The 18,700-nt window shown below is 53.2% G+C and carries 16 protein-coding genes; 15 read left to right on the top strand and 1 reads right to left on the bottom strand.

The window, feature by feature from the left end; all coding sequences use genetic code 11:
* The first annotated feature begins 11 nt into the window (after nucleotides 1-11).
* From HALTITAN_RS10900 to HALTITAN_RS10960, 13 genes are all read left to right on the top strand, one after another.
* Nucleotides 12-527: a tripartite tricarboxylate transporter TctB family protein gene (locus HALTITAN_RS10900; protein ID WP_009287140.1), complete on the top strand. Its 516-nt coding sequence runs from the start codon at nucleotides 12-14 to the stop codon at nucleotides 525-527.
* A 15-nt stretch (nucleotides 528-542) separates the two neighbouring features.
* Nucleotides 543-2,051 carry a tripartite tricarboxylate transporter permease gene (locus tag HALTITAN_RS10905; RefSeq protein WP_009287141.1) on the top strand — a complete coding sequence of 503 codons (1,509 nt, stop codon included), beginning with the start codon at nucleotides 543-545 and terminating at the stop codon, nucleotides 2,049-2,051.
* A gap of 77 nt (nucleotides 2,052-2,128) precedes the next feature.
* The gene (gene yiaK, locus HALTITAN_RS10910; RefSeq protein WP_039859238.1) at nucleotides 2,129-3,139 is read left to right on the top strand and encodes a 3-dehydro-L-gulonate 2-dehydrogenase; all 1,011 of its coding nucleotides are present in this window, start codon (nucleotides 2,129-2,131) and stop codon (nucleotides 3,137-3,139) included.
* 191 nt (nucleotides 3,140-3,330) lie between these two features.
* The gene (kdgD, locus tag HALTITAN_RS10915) at nucleotides 3,331-4,242 is read left to right on the top strand and encodes a 5-dehydro-4-deoxyglucarate dehydratase (protein ID WP_009287143.1); all 912 of its coding nucleotides are present in this window, start codon (nucleotides 3,331-3,333) and stop codon (nucleotides 4,240-4,242) included.
* A gap of 76 nt (nucleotides 4,243-4,318) precedes the next feature.
* Nucleotides 4,319-5,374 carry a hypothetical protein gene (locus HALTITAN_RS10920; protein ID WP_009287144.1) on the top strand — a complete coding sequence of 352 codons (1,056 nt, stop codon included), beginning with the start codon at nucleotides 4,319-4,321 and terminating at the stop codon, nucleotides 5,372-5,374.
* A 118-nt stretch (nucleotides 5,375-5,492) separates the two neighbouring features.
* Nucleotides 5,493-5,936, top strand: coding sequence for a hypothetical protein (locus tag HALTITAN_RS10925; protein WP_022521782.1), 444 nt, complete (start codon nucleotides 5,493-5,495; stop codon nucleotides 5,934-5,936).
* A 17-nt stretch (nucleotides 5,937-5,953) separates the two neighbouring features.
* Entirely contained in the window at nucleotides 5,954-7,516 is a 1,563-nt protein-coding gene (locus HALTITAN_RS10930) for a tripartite tricarboxylate transporter permease (RefSeq protein ID WP_051051997.1), read from the top strand.
* Entirely contained in the window at nucleotides 7,497-9,065 is a 1,569-nt protein-coding gene (gene garD, locus HALTITAN_RS10935; protein WP_009287146.1) for a galactarate dehydratase, read from the top strand. Before HALTITAN_RS10930 ends, garD begins: the two co-directional genes overlap by 20 nt.
* A 52-nt stretch (nucleotides 9,066-9,117) precedes the next feature.
* Nucleotides 9,118-10,443: an enolase C-terminal domain-like protein gene (locus tag HALTITAN_RS10940; protein WP_009287147.1), complete on the top strand. Its 1,326-nt coding sequence runs from the start codon at nucleotides 9,118-9,120 to the stop codon at nucleotides 10,441-10,443.
* 204 nt (nucleotides 10,444-10,647) lie between these two features.
* On the top strand, nucleotides 10,648-11,631 hold the full coding sequence (locus HALTITAN_RS10945) for a Bug family tripartite tricarboxylate transporter substrate binding protein (protein ID WP_009287148.1): 984 nt from the start codon (nucleotides 10,648-10,650) through the stop codon (nucleotides 11,629-11,631).
* Nucleotides 11,632-11,700: 69 nt separating this feature from the next.
* Entirely contained in the window at nucleotides 11,701-12,171 is a 471-nt protein-coding gene (locus tag HALTITAN_RS10950) for a tripartite tricarboxylate transporter TctB family protein (protein ID WP_039859239.1), read from the top strand.
* Nucleotides 12,171-13,688 (top strand): tripartite tricarboxylate transporter permease, encoded by a 1,518-nt coding sequence (locus HALTITAN_RS10955; RefSeq protein WP_009287149.1) that lies wholly within the window; start codon nucleotides 12,171-12,173, stop codon nucleotides 13,686-13,688. Before HALTITAN_RS10950 ends, HALTITAN_RS10955 begins: the two co-directional genes overlap by 1 nt.
* 113 nt (nucleotides 13,689-13,801) lie before the next feature.
* On the top strand, nucleotides 13,802-15,487 hold the full coding sequence (locus tag HALTITAN_RS10960) for a thiamine pyrophosphate-binding protein (RefSeq protein WP_039859240.1): 1,686 nt from the start codon (nucleotides 13,802-13,804) through the stop codon (nucleotides 15,485-15,487).
* Nucleotides 15,488-15,508: 21 nt separating this feature from the next.
* Here the strand turns inward: HALTITAN_RS10960 and HALTITAN_RS10965 are convergent, their stop codons facing one another.
* Nucleotides 15,509-15,826, bottom strand: coding sequence for an NIPSNAP family protein (locus HALTITAN_RS10965; protein ID WP_022521774.1), 318 nt, complete (start codon nucleotides 15,824-15,826; stop codon nucleotides 15,509-15,511).
* Nucleotides 15,827-16,325: 499 nt separating this feature from the next.
* Between HALTITAN_RS10965 and HALTITAN_RS10970 the strand changes: the two genes are divergently transcribed.
* Both HALTITAN_RS10970 and HALTITAN_RS10975 read left to right on the top strand, forming a co-directional pair.
* Nucleotides 16,326-17,081, top strand: a complete 756-nt coding sequence (locus tag HALTITAN_RS10970; protein WP_022521772.1) for a FadR/GntR family transcriptional regulator — start codon at nucleotides 16,326-16,328, stop codon at nucleotides 17,079-17,081.
* 28 nt (nucleotides 17,082-17,109) lie between these two features.
* Nucleotides 17,110-18,684: an aldehyde dehydrogenase (NADP(+)) gene (locus HALTITAN_RS10975; protein WP_039859241.1), complete on the top strand. Its 1,575-nt coding sequence runs from the start codon at nucleotides 17,110-17,112 to the stop codon at nucleotides 18,682-18,684.
* Nucleotides 18,685-18,700: the final 16 nt, after the last annotated feature.

The raw sequence follows: 18,700 nt of genomic DNA on the forward strand, positions 1-18,700 counted from the left end.
GTTAGTGACTGATGGCAAAGGATATAGGTAAACCGATCTTTGATCTGTTTCTTGTGGTGGCATCGGCAATTGGGTTTTATATGGCCACTACGCTGCCAGCAGTCAGCATGGCGGGGGGGCTTTCCCCCGCTTCTTTTCCAAAGTTGATTTCTGGCTTGATTTTTGTGTGTGCTGTGCCCTGCTTAATACGTGATTCTTACGAATGGCTTGCTGCAAGGCGAGTGCGGGAAGGCGTAACAGCCCTTAATGCCACTGCTCCGAAGAAAGGCATTTTGCAATGGCTGACCATCGTGGCTTTGATTATTGTTTATATCAACTCTTTCGAGCGGCTGGGGTATATCGCAAGCACAGCGATATTTTGCTTTTTAAATGTCGTTTGCCTTGTCATAACTAGCGGTGAATTTCAAAAATTAAGCAATAGTCGAAAACTTCGAAACCTAGCAGCGTATACAGTTTTTGCGTTCACTTTATCATTGGTTATCTATTATGTATTTACCGAACTATTCAATATCCCACTGCCGGATTGAAGAAGGAGAAGTGAGATGCTAACGGGTTATATTGATGGTTTGGGGCTGGTCTTCCAGTTGGGTACATTATTGGCGATTGCCGGTGGGACTTTCCTAGGTATTATCATGGGGGTATTGCCTGGCTTAACATCGGCCATGGCGATAGCCCTATTATTGCCGGTAACCTTTGGAATGCCGCCTGTGATGGGTATTGGTATGCTGCTGGGTACCCTGTGTGGTGCTGGTGCCAGTGGCTCGATACCCGCCATATTGTTGAATATTCCAGGGACGCCATCCTCGGTCGCGACGACGTTCGATGGCTTCCCAATGGCTCAAAAGGGGGAAGCGGGGAGAGCCCTGGGGCTGGCAATTGTTGCCTCTTTCTTTGGCGGTGTAGCAAGTATGGTGGTGTTAAGTCTTCTCGCACCACCCATCGCTGAGTTTGCATTGCGATTCGGTGCTGCGGAGTATTTTTCGCTGAGTATTTTCGGGCTAGTCATTATTGCTTCTGTTGCGGGCAAGTCCCTTCTTAAAGGTTTGATTGCAGGCCTGATAGGTTTCTTTTGCTCTACCATCGGTACAGATCCTATTGCGGGGGTCGACCGTTTTACGTTTGGACAGCTTTCTTTATTGACCGGGATTAACCTTTTACCGGCGCTGATTGGATTATTCGCTGTGTCACAAGTGCTGAAAGATGCCTTCGAATATGACCCCTCCAATAAACTTCAGAATAGCCCCCATAAGGTCGATATTGCACGCCCGCGCTTTATTGAAACGCTGCGCAATTGGCGCGCCCTTCTCGTCGGTATAGTGTCTGGTTCTGTCGTGGGCCCAGTGCCTGGCGCTGGGGGCAGTATCGCCTCACTGGTAGCCTATGACCAAGCACGTCGTTTTTCTAAAACACCTGAAAAGTTTGGTAAGGGGCATGGTGCTGGCATTGTCTCCGTTGAGAGTGCGAACAATGCTTTATTAGGTGGGGCGTTAATTCCTACGCTTGCGCTGGGCATCCCCGGCGAGGCCGCGACGGCTGTTCTATTGGGTGGTTTAATGATTCAAGGCGTTACGCCGGGGCCGATGCTATTTGAAAGCCAGAGCGGCATCATTTACGGGATATTTTTAGCGTACTTAGTCGCTAACTTCTTCATGCTTATCATCATGTGTTTAGGTATCAAGCTGTTTGTTCGTGTACTGCTAGTGCCAAGAAAGCAGTTGATATCGGCTATCATTGTTTTCTGTTTCATCGGTGTTTACGGAGTTGATGGTGATGTTTTTAACCTCTACATAATGCTCGCTTTTGGATTGCTCGGCTATTTTCTCAACCGATATGGCTTTGGAACCGCTCCGGTAATACTGGGTTTAATTCTGGGGCCTATAGCGGAATCTAACCTGAGGCGGGGGCTGCAGACCTTCGGTGGTGATTGGACACCGTTTTTCACCCGGCCCATCAGCGTTACCTTTTTAGTCATCGCCTGTGGGTTGCTGGCGCTGACACTGTGGCAGAACTACCGTACTCGTCAACAAGACGCGGCGCCTGACGCTGCTTGAAGTCCATGGCCGCCATTCGAGGCGGCTGGGGTGTTGAAGCCCACTCGCGGAGTGGGCTTTTTTAATGGTGGGAAGTGATGGCTAATATCGATTTTGAGACGTTGCGCAGTACGATTGAGAAATCACTATTGAAGGCGGGGCTAAAGCCCGCTGATGCTGAGACCTGCGCGCAAATCCATGCTGAAAGTACCCGCGACGGCGTACATTCGCATGGTATCGGGCGGGTTCCGCGTTTCATTGAGTACGTCGGGAAAGGCTGGGTCGATATCGACGCTAAGCCAAGCCTTGTCCAGCGATTGGGCGCGATTGAGGTGCTTGATGGAGGTTTTGGAATAGGTGTGGTCAATGCACTTCATGCCACAGAGCGTGCCATGGCGTTGGCGCGTGAACATGGTATGGGGCTGGTGGCGTTACGCGATACAACCCACTGGATGCGGGGCGGAAGCTATGGCTGGCATGCGGTTGGGCAGGGGTTCGCTACGATTATGTGGACCAATACCGAGTCGTGCATGCCTGCCTGGGGTGGTGCTTCCCAATCGATTGGCAATAACCCGTTGGTGATGGCCGTACCGCATAACACCGGGCCTCTGGTGCTCGATATGGCGATGTCTCAGTTCTCCTATGGGAAGCTGCAGACGACTCAGCTGAAGGGCGAACATTTGCCCGTTGATGGCGGTTTTGATGAGCGTGGAGAGTTGAGCCGTGATCCTGCGGCGATCGCTGCGACGCGGCGCTTGCTGCCGACCGGGTACTGGAAAGGCTCTGGGTTGTCGATTCTACTGGATGCGTTGGCAGCACTGCTCGCTCAAGGGCGTCCTAGCCATGCTATTGATAAGGTTCAGCGTGGCAGTGGCGGCGGTTGCAGCCAGGTGTTTATGGTCTTTGACCCTGAACAGCTTGGTGGTCGCGAAGCTTGCGATAGCATTGTCGAAGGCATTCAGTCTCATCTGGCCGCAACCACGCCTGCCGAGCCGGGGCGCACAGTGCGCTGGCCGGGCGAGTCGACCGCTAATCAGCGATATGGAGAGAGGCCGATTGTTGTCGATGACATGCTATGGCGCTCTGTTTGCGAGCTGGCGGGTGATTAGTTAAAGGCGTTTTAATCCTCAACAGGTTTACAGGGTATGGCTGCTACTTTGGTTTAAATTTCGATAGTTCTGCTTGCACCCTGCTAGCAGGATACTTATCTTCTAAGTTGTATGATGTATGACATAAGGTTGTTGGCTAGCTAGTGATGTCTGCTCATTCAGTGGTCAACACATTTTAAAGAGGGCGCAAAGTGACGTTTTCAAGACAAGAAGTAACAAAAGCCATCGGCGATGGTCTGCTATCGTTCCCGATTACCGATTTCGATAGTCAAGGTCGTTTCGATGAAGCGAGCTACCGCAAGCGGCTTGAGTGGTTTATCAGCCACGAGATCTCGGCGGTCTTCGTCGCGGGTGGCACGGGGGAGTTTTTTAACCTGTCACTTGATGAGTATCGCGAGATTGTTCGCGTCGCTGTCGAAGTAATCGACGGTCGCTTGCCCGTTATTGCTAGCGCGGGCTTAAGCGTTGAAGCCGGCAAGGCCTTTGCAAAAGCGGCCGAAGAAGCGGGCGCTGACGGCATTCTACTGATGCCGCCATACCTTACCGAGTGCCCGCAGGATGGCTTGGTGGAGTATGCCCGCCAGATTTGTGATGCCACGTCAGTCAACGTGATTTATTACAACCGCGGTAATGGCATTTTGAATGCTCATTCTGTTCAGCAGCTCGCCGACCAGTGTCCCAACTTGGTGGGGCTAAAAGATGGCAAAGGCGATATTCAGGCGCTCAACAAAATCGTCAAAACTGTGGGTGACCGTTTGGTGTATATCGGCGGCGTTCCCACGGCTGAAATTTTTGCCGAGGCCTATGTCTCCATTGGCGTAAATACCTACTCATCGGCTGTTTTCAACTTCGTGCCGGAGATGGCAGTGAAGTTCTACAAGGAGTTGCGCAAAGGTAATAAAAACGTTGTGAAACAGATCACTAACGACTTTTTTATTCCTTTCGTAGACCTCCGGGATCGAAAAGCGGGCTATGCCGTTAGCCTGATCAAAGCAGGCGCAGACATTGTTGGCCGTCCCGCCGGCAGTGTTCGCGCGCCGCTGACAATGCCAACCCAGGCGGAGTGTCAGGAGCTTAAAAAGTTGATCGATCGCGTTAAATAGTAATAAAGCGCCAGCTCACTAAGCCATTAAACCACTGAGCTATAACAATTTAACAACGAGCGAAAGAGGTGAAAGTATGCGCATTTCCAATAGATTAATGACACGTGTCGGTTCAGCAGCGCTGATGGCAGCATTGAGCGTCAGCGCTGGCGTAGCCATGGCCCAAGATGGCCCATTGCGGGGCAATATTCGTGTGGTTATCGGTTCAACGTCCACCGGCGGGGATACGTATCAAAACTCTACTATTGTGGTGGATCAGCTAGCTGAAAGGCTGGATCTCAACATGAAGGTGGATGCCGTTGGTGCAAGCTCTGCTTTTCGCACACTTGACCGGGACTCTCGTGGCAATACGCTGATGATCTTCCACGATCAGTCCTATCTTGGCCATCTGTATGGGGTTGAGGGCTACGACGATATTTTTGAGAAATATACCGTCGGGCCGACGCTTGCAATCAACCCAGGCAATGCCTACCTGGTGCCTAAAGACTCACCTTACCAAACCCTTGACGACATCATTGCTGCAGTAGGCAATGGTGAGACTGTGCGGGTCGCTATCCAGCCGGGTGGCGTATCGGAGATTGGTTTCAGTGCCCTGAAAAATGCCATCGCTATTGAGCATCCTGGTCAGGAAGACAACCTGGTCGCTGTCAATACCGGTTCTCAATCCGACAAAAACCAGCAGCTTTTTGACGGCCAAGCCGATGTAATTAATGGCACTGTGCAGGCTAACGAGCAGTACACGCGGTTACCTGAAGACGACCAGAAAGCGATGCGTTTTGTCTGGTTGACGGCCCGGCAAGATACCATTGAACAGGCCCCGGAAGAGGGGCTTGGCCAAACGTCTCGTGAGCAACTGCTGGAGTATGTAGAGCCAAACGTGCACGTCACAATGGGCGATGACGAGAGTTTTACATTCGATAAGGAGTTCTTCTTCCTCTACAACAAAGACATGGATCCAGCGATTGTTGAGCAAATCGATGAAGCGCTAACGGATATCTATGCGGAAGGTGAAATACAGGAGACTCAGAAGAACGCCTTCTTTATCCCCAACTTCAAGCCTTCTGATGAAGCCTCTGAGTATCTCGCCGATAAAATGGCTCGCTACGAAGAAATCATCAGCAACATCAAGTAAAGGGTATGGCACTCGCTGCGTGGGTGGCGGGTGTCTCACCTATGCGTGAGCCGCTATAGAACCGCTATAGAAAGAACAATAGTAAGCAGGGTATCTGCTGCTAATGCCCGGAGCTGTTATGGAATCAGGTCTTTCAAGTCTGCTCAGTGTCTCCATCGATTTCGAGACCTCCCACCTGTTTTTCCCGAGGATTATTCACTGGATCATGGCGGGACTCTTTGTCTTGATTTTAATGACAAAGGTAGCTCCCTTCATGGCATCAGTGAAACGAGGAGAGCGCACACTGCCCATTGTGGGTGAGGCTCGAGATAATTTCCGTTTTATTGGCACTCTCGTCTTGATCGCGGCGTATTTTTACTTCATGGCCGTGGTGGGCGATATGTTCCCCTACACAGGCTATGGCTTCCTGCTGGTATCGATGGTTTTCGTTCTCCTGATGTCACTGCTCTATCTGCATGACTGGACGAAAAAGGCGCTTACCATCGTCGTGGTCAATGCCATCGTCGCCCCTAGTCTGGCCTGGTTCGTTCTCGCCAAGCTGTTCACTATCACCTTACCGTGACCGGAGCGAGTGCCACCATGGAATTCCTCTCACTTCTCGATATAACCTTCTTTTTACTCGCCGGGTTCGGTGCTCTGGTCGGCATCATCTTCGGCGCGATCCCCGGCATGACCGCCACCATGGCAGTCGCTGTTTGCTTACCGCTCACCTATGCCCTTGGGCTACACCACGGTCTGGCGCTGCTACTGGGGCTGTACGTGGGGGGTATCTCGGGCGGTATGGTGCCCGCCGTTCTGCTCAATATTCCCGGCACTCCCTCTTCCATTACCACCACCTTTGATGGCTACCCGATGGCTCAAAAGGGTGAGGGTGAGAAAGCGCTGAAGATCTGTGTCATCGCTTCAGTCGTCGGCGGGCTTATTAGCGCCGCTATACTGTTCTTGTTTGCGCCTCTGCTGGCCGATTTCTCGATCAAGTTCTCTTATGTAGAGAAGTTTTTGATCATTTTATTAGCGCTGAGTGTCATTGCTTCGCTGTCCAGCAGCATGCTGATTGGCATCTTTAGTGGCGTTATCGGCATCTGGTTGAGCCTGATTGGCGACTACAGCATATCTGATGGCGGAAATGGCAAGACCCGGCTGATGTTCGATTTTATGGAACCCTACTTATTTGAAGGGTTTTCCCTGCTGCCGGTGCTGATCGGTGTCTTTGGTATTTCCACGATTCTGCTTGAGGCGGAAAAGGGGGCAAAGAGCGGGCTAGTCAACGAACGCATAAAGATCAGCAAAGGAGGCGGCTTTTCGCTTTCAATCTTTAATGGACGCCTGACCAATCTGGTGCGTTCGTCGTTTATTGGCACCTTCGTTGGCATGTTGCCAGGGGTCGGTGGCAGCGCTGCCTCCGTGCTGGCGTATACCCAAGAGAAAAACTTAACCCGTGATTCATCGCAAATGGGTAAAGGGGCGCCTCAGGGGCTTATTGCCTCGGAGTCCGCTAATAATGCGTTGACCGGTGGGGCTTTGATTCCACTGCTATCGCTAGGTATTCCTGGCGACTCGACGACGGCGGTACTGATTGGTGCGTTCACCCTGCAGGGCATCCAGGTAGGGCCGCTATTTATTCCTGAGAATACCGAGACCTGGTACGTCATGATGACGGCTTTGGTGTTCGCCAATATCGTGATGTTCTTCTTAATGTTCTATGCCATTAAGTACATCGCCAAAGTGGTGATGGTGCCAAAGCATATTCTCTTCCCCATCATTGTGATGATGTGTGTAGTGGGGGCCTATGCCATCAACTACGGCATTATGTTTGACGTCTGGACGCTGCTTATTTTCGGCATTTTAGGCTACCTGGTGCAGAAAATTGGTTTGGAAGTGGCCCCGCTAATTATTGGCTTTATCTTGGGCAGCCAAGCCGAGGTCTACTTCGTCAAGAGCCTGGAGTCGTTCGGCACTTTCTCGATCTTTTTCACCAAGAGTCCCATCGCCATGGTGCTGTGGGGGTTGATTGTCGCCTCGGTAATGTTCGCCATCGTCATGGGCTTCAAATCCCGCGCCAGGCAAAAAATGGAGCTGACCCAGGTAACTGGCAGTACACGCACAGCCTCAGGAAAGGGTCATGAAACAGACAACGACTAATACGCGCGTGATTCGCATACACCCCAACGATAATGTCGCTATCGTGGTTGAGCCGGGCGGACTCGCTGAGGGTGCCGTCATTGAGGGAGGAGTTACCACCACAATGGCTGTCCCGCAGGGGCATAAGGTGGCCCTTGTCGATCTGGCGGAGGGTGAGCGCATCATTCGCTACGGTGAAGTGATCGGTACGGCAGCTACGCCTATTCCCCAAGGCGGCCACGTCAGCGAGACCAACTTGCACATGCCGACACCACCGCCGCTTGCGGATCTACCGCTGGCGACTCGGCCAGCACCGAAAACCGACCCGCTTGAAGGCTATACCTTCGGGGGCTTTCGTAACCCTGACGGTAGCGTCGGCACCAAAAATGTGCTGGGTATCACCACCAGCGTGCAGTGTGTCGCGGGTACCGTCGACTTCGTCGTGCAGCGGATCAAACGCGAGCTGCTGCCGCGATTTCCTAACGTGGATGATGTGGTGGGGCTTAATCACTCTTATGGCTGTGGGGTCGCCATTAATGCGCCTGCGGCTATTGTGCCCATTCGAACGCTTAAAAATATCGCCCTGAATCCCAACTTCGGCAACGAAATAATGATCATCGGTTTGGGGTGCGAGAAGCTGCAACCCTCGACACTGCTTTCCGATCGACCGGTGAAAATTTATGAAAACACCGAGGCGGCCGACCCGGAAGCCAACGTGTTGAGCCTTCAGGATGACTCTTTTCAGGGCTTCGGCGAGATGGTCGAGGGTATTTTGGCCATGGCCGAACGACACCTTGAGCGACTCAATCGACGCCAGCGTGAAACCTGCCCGGCGTCCGAGCTCGTCGTCGGCATGCAGTGTGGCGGCAGCGATGCCTTTTCGGGGGTGACAGCTAACCCCGCAGTGGGCTTTGCGACCGATTTGATCGTGCGGGCGGGTGGTAGCGTGATGTTCTCAGAGGTTACCGAGGTGCGCGACGCCATACATCTGTTAACCCCGCGGGCTATTGACGAAGACGTGGGTAGGGCACTGATTGAGCAGATGGCGTGGTACGACAACTACTTGGCTCAAGGCCAAGCAGACCGTAGCGCCAACACCTCACCGGGCAACAAGAAGGGGGGGCTTTCCAATATCGTTGAGAAGGCGCTGGGCTCGGTGATCAAGTCGGGCAACTCGCCGATTGTCGATGTCATCGGCCCTGGTGAAAGGCTACGCCGTAAGGGGCTGACCTTCGCCGCGACCCCGGCCAGCGATTTCATCTGTGGCACGCTTCAGTTAGCCGCAGGCATGAATCTGCAGGTATTCACCACAGGTCGGGGGACACCATATGGTCTAGCCATGGTGCCGGTGTTGAAAGTTTCCACCAACTCAGCGCTGGGAAAACGGTGGCACGACATTATCGATCTCGATGCGGGGCGCATTGCCACCGGTGATGCCAGTATCGAAGAGGTGGGCTGGGAGCTTTTTCATCTCATTCTTGAGGTGGCCAGTGGGCGCCAGCAGGCCGCTGCCGACCGGCTGGGAATTCATAACGATTTGGTGTTGTTTAATCCTGCGCCAGTGACTTGATCACCTGAATAAAGTTTCAACTTGGGTCAATAATAAGAGAGGTGTACGACATATGTTTCCAAAAATTAAATCAATGAAAGTGGTACCTGTCGCAGGTTACGACGGTTTCTTATTAAATCTCAGTGGCGGTCATGCCCCCTGGTTTATCCGCTGTGTGGTCATCCTTGAGGATAATGCAGGTAATCAAGGCGTGGGTGAGATCCCTTCCAGTGGCGGCATTCTTAAGGGGCTGGAGCAGTGCCGTGAGCTGGTGGAAGGCTCGCAAATCAATAACATCAAGCACACCCTCAATCAGGTTCGCCTGCGATTGGCTCAGAACGGACGCGAAGAGCGGGGGCGTCAGACGTTTGATTTGCGCGTAGCGGTACACGTGATCACCGGAATTGAGTCGGCGCTGTTAGACCTCTATGGGCAGGCACTACAGCTACCCGTCGCCGACCTGCTGGGGCAGTACGGCCGTCAGCGTGATGAAGTCGAGGCATTGGGCTACCTGTTTTTACTGGGTGACCCGGGCAAGACAGACCTGCCATACCCTAACGCGTATAACCCACAGGATAGCTGGGATGAAATACGCTACCAAGAAGCGCTAACACCCGAGGCCGTGGCTAAGTTGGCCAAAGCCGCTTATGAGCGCTATGGGTTTAAAGACTTCAAGCTAAAGGGCGGTGTATTACGTGGGGAAGAGGAGGCTGATTGCATACGGGCGCTCCATGAAGCATTTCCCGATGCTCGATTGACGCTTGATCCCAACGGTGCCTGGAAACTGGATGAAGCGGTGCGCGTGTTGGAGCCTATCAAGCATCTGCTCAGCTATGCTGAAGACCCCTGTGGCCAGGAAGAGAGCTATTCAGGGCGCGAGACTATGGTCGAGTTTAAGAAGCGAACCGGCCTACCCACCGCTACCAATATGATTGCGACCGATTTTAAACAGCTGCAGTACGCCGTTCAGCTCAATTCGGTGGATATACCTTTGGCAGACTGTCATTTCTGGACCATGCAAGGTGCGGTAAAAGTGGGTGAGCTTTGCAACGAGTGGGGCATGACCTGGGGCTCTCACAGTAATAACCACTTCGATATTTCGCTCGCCATGATGACCCACGTCGCAGCGGCTTGCCCGGGTGAGATTACCGCGATTGATACCCATTGGATTTGGCAAGACGGGCAGCGAATCACTAAAGACCCATTGCTCATTCGCAATGGCAAACTCAAGGTGCCCACCACCCCAGGGCTGGGGGTTGAGCTTGATGAAGAGAAGCTTATGGAGGCGCATAGTCTTTATAAATCGTTGGATACCACACAGCGAAATGATGCCATGGCGATGCAGTTTTTGATTCCTGGGTGGGAGTTTGATCCTAAGCGTCCCGCACTCGTTCGTTAAAGTACTTTCTCGATGATGATGGATTTAGCCAGACGTATTACCGATAGAGAGATGTGGTCAGTTAGGTAAGCGCTCGACTTTGGTCTAGTTTTTACATCTCTCTATTGTAGCGCTAACAAGAACACACTAAGTTTCAGGTTGTATGATGTATGACTTGATCATAAGAAATAGTTTGCTGATAGGTTTTAAACCAAGGAGTACACAATGTACAAAAACAACAAAGCCCTGCTAACACTGTCCGCTGCCGTCGCTTTATCCTCACTAACTGGCGTGGCGCTTGCTGACTACCCCGAGCGCGATATTCGCGTGATTGTGCCTTGGGGGGCCGGAGGGGGTACCGATGGAATCGTTCGAAAACTGACCACCATCGCTGAAGAAAATCTTGATGTTTCCATGTATGCAGAAAACATCGAGGGTGGCGTGAGTGCCACTGGTATTGGCCAGCTTATGAGCGCCCGGCCCGACGGCTATACCATTGGCGCGTTAACCTACGACAGCCTGGTGACCGTGCCTTGGCAAGCCATGCTGCCCAGTTACGATATTGATAAGTTGAAGCTGATTGCACGAGTAACAAGCGAGCCCGACGCTATCGTTGTTGACGCCGATTCCGACTATCAAACGATTCATGACCTTATTGAAGCGGCTAAGGCAAATCCTGGTGAGATTCGCGTAGCCATTCAGAATCTTGGCGGGCGTATCCATCTAGCGATTCTACAGCTTCAAGAGCTGACCGGTACGGAGTTCCGAATCGTCTCTTATCCTGGCGGAGCTGCTCCGCAGAAAGAGGCCATTCTGTCCGATGAGGTCGATGTTGCCCTCACCAGCCTGGGCGATTTTTCCAATCTCCTGGAAGATGGCACCGTACGCGGTCTCGTTGAGTTCTCCGATACGCAAAACCCGACGTATCCCGATGTGCCTACCACCGCTGACGAGGGGATCGACCTCCAGATTGGCAGCTTTATTGTGTTCGCCGCACCAGCAGACACCCCGGAAGAAGCCATTAACGTACTGGAAAGCGCTTACAAAACGGCTTACGACAGTGATGAGTTTCAAGAGTGGGTTGCCAACGTTGGTGTTACGCCGAACTGGCTGGGTACCGATGAGGTGACTGTCTGGGCTGATGAAACGGCCGAGTCACTGTTCAGCGAAATGGATGCGCTGGTAGAAGCAGGCGTGATGTCCAAGTAACTCGCTACTCAAAGAGCGTGGCGCCGGTTACCGGTGCCACGGCTAACTCAAGCAGAGGATTTTGAGTCAATGAACAACGTCGAACGCTTTAGAAGGTCGGCACTACTGTTTCCAGTCTTCTTGCTGATATTGACTACGATCTATCTAGCGGAAGCCTTGAGCATACGCTCTCAGTTTGGTGGTGATACCATCGTGGGGCCACGCTTTATGCCTATCCTTATGGCATTCATCATGTATGCAGCGCTGGTTGTGGTCATTGTAGGGGAGTGGCGCAAAGAAGCAGAGGCGGCTGCTGGCGGCTCTTTGCTAAGGCCATTGCTGATTGTGGTAGCGACAGGCATTTACATCGCCGTGTTTCGTCCCTTGGGATACGTGCCAGCTACGCTGGGTTTCCTGGTAGCACTCTTCCTTATTTTTGACTTTGAAAAACAGCGCCCTGCCTTGTTTGTATTTTATGTGATCGCCGTCACAGCGCTCTTTTATGGGTTGTTCGCCGGTATTTTCGGGGTGCGGTTACCTCCCCTTTTAGGAGGGTTCTGATGGAGACCTTTGTCAGTTTTCTGGGAGGTTTCGAAGCGCTGTTGAGTTGGGAAGTGCTTGGTTTCATGATAGCCGGTTTCTTAATTGGCACGTTTTTCGGTGCGATGCCAGGCCTCACATCAGTGCTAGCCATTGCGCTGTTGTTACCTATTACCTATACGATCGACGTAGTACCTGCGCTGGTCATGTGTGCCTCAATCTTTATGGCGGGGATGTACTCCGGCAGTATCACGGCTACAACCATCAATATTCCCGGTGCGCCGTCCTCGATGATGACCGCCGTGGAAGGCAACGCCTTGATGTTAAAAGGGCAGGGCGCCAATGCGCTGGGGCACGCGGCGCTGGGCTCGATGATCGGTGGGTCAATCGGCGCGTTACTGCTCATGGCGTTCATGCCCATTGCCGGTGAGCTGGCGCTGCTGATCCGCACCCCAGGGAAGTTCTCACTGGTGCTTTTTGCGTTGGTGGTGATCATCATTGTCGATAAGGGCGCTATCGCCAAGGGAATTGTCGCTACGACGCTGGGCATCATGCTGGCTACCGTGGGAATAGATGTGCTCCAGCCAATTCCGCGCTTTGAGTTCGGCACTGAACTGCTGGTGGAAGGTATCGGTTTGATGCCGGTGGTCATCGGTGCCTTTGCGGTCAGTGAGATACTGGTACAGGCGCAGAACTGGAACCTCTCTTTAGAGAGTACTTTGAAGCGGGCGAAAGGCTTAAAAATTCGTCGGCGCGATTTTATTCCGCCGTGGTCTGAAATTCGTGAGGTGGGGTTCTTTACCTATATTAAGAGTGCTTTCATTGGCTATGCCATTGGTATTTTGCCCGGCGCGGGTGGCTCAATGGCGGCTTTCGTGGCCTATGCTGATGCCAAGCGCGGTTCGAAAAAGCCGGAAGAGTATGGCAACGGTAGCCGCGAAGGTATTGCGGCGGCTGAATCGGCAAATAACTCCATGTGCGGCGGTGCTTTTGTGCCGATGCTGATGTTCGGGATTCCGGGCGACCCAACCACGGCTATTGTACTTGGCGTTTTGGTTATCAATGGCTTACAGCCAGGGCCACGTCTCATTGAGCAGCAGGCTGATCTAATAGCGCCCATGTTTGCCTCTTTGTTTGTGAGCGCCTTGATCCTCATCCCGTTGACGCTGTTCCTGTTCGGGCCGTACTTTATTCGCATCGTCTCAATCTCCCGTGGTTTGCTCTACAGCGCCATCGCCGTGGTAGCGCTCGTCGGAAGTTATGTGGCGACCTACTCAGTTTTTCAGATGTTTTTAGCCCTAGTGTTTGGTGTGTTGGCTTTCTTCCTGCGCAAACATAACTATTCGGTTGTGGCCATGTTGCTAGGCTTCATCTTGGGGCCGGATCTGGAGCAGTATTTGCGACGCTCCTTATCGTTCAATGACGGTAACCCGATAGTCTTTCTGACGAGTTTAGACAGCCTTGCTTTCCTGGCATTAACCGTCGTTTTCGCCTATCTGATTCTGCGCAAGAAGCCGAAGCTTGATGCCATTCCGTGATCTTAATAAACATTTGTACACAACAAGATTGGTTTCTGTTACTCGCTATGCGCCTCCTGTATTGAACATCACGAACGGCTGGGGGCGCTCTTCTCTGCCATTAGGATGCCAACATGACAACAAAAACTCGCCCACTACCGCGTACCGGGGGAAAAGTACTGGTTGACCAACTCCTGATCCACGGGGCTGATAGTGGCTACTGTGTGCCCGGAGAGAGCTACCTGGAAGTGCTTGATGCGCTTTATGATCAGCGTGAACACTTCACCCTCTACAATGCGCGGCACGAGGCCGGAGCGGCGAATATGGCCGAGGCTTCTGGCAAGCTGACGGGGCGCCCCGGGATTTGCCTGGTGACACGCGGGCCTGGCGCTTGCCATGCCGCTATTGGCGTTCATATTGCCCAGCAGGATTCGACGCCAATGATCCTGCTAATCGGTCAGGTCGACCGTGGCTCGATGGATCGGGAAGCGTTTCAAGAAATTGACTATCGGGTGATGTTCGGCGGTATGGCTAAGTGGGTGGCACAGATTGAGGATGCTCGCCGAATTCCCGAATACATGGCGCGCGCCTTCCGGGTGGCGACATCAGGCCGGCCTGGCCCGGTGGTGCTGGCGCTACCTGAGGACATGCTGACCGATATCGTCGAAGTGGAAGATGCGCCACCCTATTTGCCATCACGGCCGGGCGTTGCTGTAGATGAAATCGAGAAAATTGCTGCCCTGGTCTCCCGTGCCGAACGTCCGATGATTTTGGTTGGTGGATCGGGCTGGACAGATGAGTCCTGCGGGCAGATACGCACCTTCGCTGAAACTAACGGTATTCCCGTAGCCTGCTCCTTTCGCCGTCAGGATATTCTCGATAATGCCTCGGAATGCTATGTCGGTGATTTCGGTACTGCCGTGGTGCCGTCACTGATTAAGCGCCTAGCCGAGGCAGACCTGCTGTTGGTCGTCGGAGCCCGGTTAGGCGAGATGACCACCCGAACCTACACCACACTGACTTCACCAAACCCCAGCCAGACGCTGATACACGTGCATATTGACCCGGATGAGATAGGCCGTGTGTTTAGTCCGGCGCTGGGCGTTGTTTCGGCCCCTGATAAGCTGGCTGCAGCGTTAGCCGCTCACGACTGGGGGCAGCGCAGCCGTTGGAGTGAGTGGTGCAAAACGTTGCGAGATGAGTATCTTGCCGATATTTTGCCTCCGTCACACGATTACCCGCTCGATATGGGAGCGGCGATGCATGCGTTGCGCGACAGTCTACCGAAGGAGTGTATCGTCACTCTGGACGCCGGAAACCATACCGGTTGGGCGCAGCGCTTTCTGGCTTACCAGCGTCCTGGTCGGATTATTGGCTCAACCTGCGGGGCAATGGGGTATTCCGTACCTGCCGCTGTGGCAGCTTCTTTACGCGAGCCCGATAAGTGTGTGCTGGCGTTTGTCGGCGATGGTGGTTTTATGATGAGCGGTATTGAGATTGCCACCGCCGTACAGCATGGCGGGCGGCCCATCGTACTGCTGTTCAATAACGGTACTTACGGTACGATTCGTATGCACCAGGAGCGTGAACATCCTAATCGCGTTTCGGGAACCGATCTGGTGAATCCAGACTTTGGCCAATTGGCAGCAGGGCTTGGCGCGCATTTCGAACGTGTTATCGATACGGCCGCTTTCAAGCCCGCTCTGGAGCGGGCCATGGCCTCGGGTCGCCCTGCCGTGATTGAACTCGTCACCGACCCGGAGTGGATTTCGACACGCACTACCGTGACAGCACTGCGTTCAGTGAAAGCCAGTTCATGAAGAGATTCATCAATAACGAGGTCAGTCTTTAAAGAAGGGGGCGGGCACCACAATCTTGTTCTCTTGGCTGATTAGATAACCCGCCTCGGCACTTTTCTTGAGATAGGCGGCCCACTCTGGGTCGCTCTGCATAGCGGCGCGCCGCTGGCTACGGTCAGCGGCATCTTTGAACACCCAGATATGCACATAGGAATTCACATTGCCGGTTTCTACCGGTCCATATAGCAGAGGTTCGCCAAGGTGACGTTTTTGGATAGCCCAGCCATGCTTTTCGTAGAGCGCCATCTGTTTCTTCAACGTGCCAGGTGTGCAGGTATAGGTACGGTGGTCATACAGCATGGTGATACTCCTTGATGATTACTCTATTAAGGGCTGCGGGTTATCCACCCAAGGTGGCGCTATGCAAGTAAAGAACCTTGTGTGATCTCGCCGGTATGAGGGTTGCGTTAAGTCTTATCGCCTTTGGATCCCTCTATGAATCACATGTTGTATTACATCATACAAGACTGCAACAAAAAGCATGCACCGATTGCGCCATAAGCAAGGGGGGATAAGGTATGTGAGACCGTAATGTTGATGAGCTTGATTTTTATCAAAGTGCTACTTTAACTTTGGTTTAGATTTCGTTAGTTATGCTTGCTTGGCACAATAACCAGACCTACCTTTTTTCTTGTATGATGTGTTATATCTGGTATGAAAAAATATTTGTTATTACTCGTGATGGCATTAAAAATAGAAAACAGGCTGTCTGGGGTCATTCAGAAGCCGTTTATTGGCACTTTCAAGACCTAGGTTGTACGATATAATACAACTTGGATATTAATGAAGGATAGCTTCCATGGTCAAAACCAGCGCAGCGGCATCTGCCCTAAAACCGCTTCAAATAAGTAAAGTGACACAGCAGGGAAGCTTGTCCGTGCACGTGGCCGACCAGTTGGAAGCGTTGATCACCCAGGGGAAAGTAGGCGTGGGAGAAAAACTGCCCACTGAGAACAGTCTTTGTGACTCCTTCGGCGTTAGCCGCACAGTCATACGTGAGGCCATCACACACCTTAAATCCCTGGGGCTTGTTGAGACCCGGCGTGGTGTAGGCACCTCGGTGCTGCGCTCTTCTACGGTAGAGGCGCGGCCTGCAGAGCGCATAAACCCGACCACCGTGGAAGATATCTTGCACCTGCTGGAACTGCGGCTAACCTTAGAGCCAGCGGCAGCTGAACTGGCTGCCTTACGCCATGATGATGAAGATCGTCAACGGCTCGAAGCGCAGCACCTTGCTTTTAGCAATGCGTATGCTGCAAAAACCCAAGCTCGTGAAGAGGATTATTTGTTTCACTTTGCGATTGCCACGGCGACCAAAAATCCTTTCTTTCAATCTTTCTACAAGCAGTGGAGCCAGAGCGTGATTCCCCGCGCCAAGCTGCTGAGTATTGATATTAACCCGATCTCCTCAGAGCGCTATTTAGAGCGAGTTCAGGAAGAACACGCTTACATTCTTGAAGCTATTCTTTCTCGTGATGCTCAAGCAGCCCGCGAAACCATGTACCAGCACCTTAACCGGGCGCGCAATACATACGCCCAGTATCGCGACCAGTGATACCACTGACCCATATAAGGAGCAACATATGACGATTCGAGGCGAAATGCTGATCGGTCAACAAGCAATGGCCGGCACCCAAGCCAATATCCAAGCGGTAAACCCCGCCACCGGCGAAAAACTAGAGCCTGTCTATATTGGCGGCAGTCGAGCCCATGTTGAGCAAGCCTGCGAGCTAGCTGAAACGGCCTATGCCATCTACCGAGAAACGTCTCTAGAAGAACGCGCTACGTTTTTAGAAACCATCGCCAGTGAAATAGAAGCGATCGGTAGTGAACTGATTGAGCGCGCCATGGCTGAAACGGGCCTGCCCCAGGCACGCATTGAAGGCGAGCGAGGCAGAACCTGCGGGCAGCTGCGACTGTTCGCTTCAGTAGTACGTGCCGGTGAATGGCTTGATGTACGCATCGACCCGGCCATGCCAGATCGCCAACCGCTGCCGCGTGCTGACCTGCGTCAGCGTCATATCGCCCTGGGGCCTGTTGCTGTATTTGGCGCCAGCAATTTTCCGCTAGCATTTTCGGTTGCGGGTGGTGATACCGCTTCGGCCCTAGCGGCTGGCTGCCCGGTGGTGGTGAAAGGTCATTCTGCGCACCCAGGCACCTCTGAGCTGGTGGGCCAGGCGATTCAAAAAGCCGTAAAAGCCTGCAATTTACCGGAAGGCGTTTTCTCGCTGCTGTTTGGTGCCGGTAACGAAATTGGCCAGGCGCTGGTGGATGATCCGCGTATTCAAGCGGTTGGTTTCACCGGCTCGCGCAGTGGCGGTATGGCGCTGATGAAAACGGCGCAAGCAAGGCCTCAGCCGATCCCAGTCTACGCTGAGATGAGCAGTATTAACCCTGTGTTCTTGCTACCAGCGGCACTTAAAGCGCGCGGTAAAGCACTGGGCGAAGCCTTTGTTGGCTCACTCAATATGGGCGCGGGCCAGTTCTGCACCAATCCTGGCTTGGTCATTGCGGAAAAAGGTCCTGAGTTGGATGCCTTTATTGAGGCAGCGCGAGGCGCCGTGGAAGCCAGCGGCGCGCAGACAATGCTGACGCCGGGTATCCACCGCGCCTATCAAGAGGGCGTGATCAGTCTGAGCGGCGCAGCTAAAGTGCGCGAAATCGCCCGTGGCCAAACCGGCAGCGACTACCAGTGCCAGACAGGCCTGTTTGCCGCTTCAGCGAGCGATTTCCTTGCATCAAAAGCGCTGCAAGCGGAAGTGTTCGGCGCCACCTCGCTGGTTGTTGAGTGCGAAGACGCGTCGGAAGTAAAACGTGTTGCTGAACAGCTGGAAGGCCAGCTCACCGCCACACTGCATATGGACGACGCCGATTTGGATGCCGCTAAAGCGCTGCTGCCTACGCTTGAGCGCAAGGCAGGGCGTATTCTCGCCAATGGTTGGCCCACGGGTGTCGAGGTGTGCCATGCCATGGTGCACGGTGGCCCGTTCCCGGCCACTTCTGATTCGCGCTCGACCTCCGTCGGTTCGGCGGCTATTCACCGCTTCTTACGTCCGGTTTGTTACCAGTCCCTGCCAGAAGGCTTACTGCCCGATGCGCTGAAAGAGGGCAACCCGCTGAAGGTGTCGCGGTTAGTTGACGGCAAACGCGAGCTGTAATTAACGGGGGGTTACC

Source organism: Vreelandella titanicae BH1 (assembly GCF_000336575.1).
Classification (GTDB): Bacteria; Pseudomonadota; Gammaproteobacteria; order Pseudomonadales; family Halomonadaceae; genus Vreelandella; species Vreelandella titanicae.

Excerpts from the sequence above, each read along its gene's own strand:
- garD (WP_009287146.1), top strand. The coding sequence starts at position 7,497 with ATGAAACAGACAACGACTAATACGCGCGTGATTCGCATACACCCCAAC.
- HALTITAN_RS10905 (WP_009287141.1), top strand. The coding sequence starts at position 543 with ATGCTAACGGGTTATATTGATGGTTTGGGGCTGGTCTTCCAGTTGGGT.
- HALTITAN_RS10930 (WP_051051997.1), top strand. The coding sequence starts at position 5,954 with ATGGAATTCCTCTCACTTCTCGATATAACCTTCTTTTTACTCGCCGGG.
- HALTITAN_RS10940 (WP_009287147.1), top strand. The coding sequence starts at position 9,118 with ATGTTTCCAAAAATTAAATCAATGAAAGTGGTACCTGTCGCAGGTTAC.
- HALTITAN_RS10920 (WP_009287144.1), top strand. The coding sequence starts at position 4,319 with ATGCGCATTTCCAATAGATTAATGACACGTGTCGGTTCAGCAGCGCTG.
- HALTITAN_RS10925 (WP_022521782.1), top strand. The coding sequence starts at position 5,493 with ATGGAATCAGGTCTTTCAAGTCTGCTCAGTGTCTCCATCGATTTCGAG.
- HALTITAN_RS10950 (WP_039859239.1), top strand. The coding sequence starts at position 11,701 with ATGAACAACGTCGAACGCTTTAGAAGGTCGGCACTACTGTTTCCAGTC.
- HALTITAN_RS10955 (WP_009287149.1), top strand. The coding sequence starts at position 12,171 with ATGGAGACCTTTGTCAGTTTTCTGGGAGGTTTCGAAGCGCTGTTGAGT.
- HALTITAN_RS10975 (WP_039859241.1), top strand. The coding sequence starts at position 17,110 with ATGACGATTCGAGGCGAAATGCTGATCGGTCAACAAGCAATGGCCGGC.
- HALTITAN_RS10900 (WP_009287140.1), top strand. The coding sequence starts at position 12 with ATGGCAAAGGATATAGGTAAACCGATCTTTGATCTGTTTCTTGTGGTG.
- HALTITAN_RS10960 (WP_039859240.1), top strand. The coding sequence starts at position 13,802 with ATGACAACAAAAACTCGCCCACTACCGCGTACCGGGGGAAAAGTACTG.
- HALTITAN_RS10965 (WP_022521774.1), bottom strand. The coding sequence starts at position 15,826 with ATGCTGTATGACCACCGTACCTATACCTGCACACCTGGCACGTTGAAG.
- HALTITAN_RS10945 (WP_009287148.1), top strand. The coding sequence starts at position 10,648 with ATGTACAAAAACAACAAAGCCCTGCTAACACTGTCCGCTGCCGTCGCT.
- yiaK (WP_039859238.1), top strand. The coding sequence starts at position 2,129 with ATGGCTAATATCGATTTTGAGACGTTGCGCAGTACGATTGAGAAATCA.
- HALTITAN_RS10970 (WP_022521772.1), top strand. The coding sequence starts at position 16,326 with ATGGTCAAAACCAGCGCAGCGGCATCTGCCCTAAAACCGCTTCAAATA.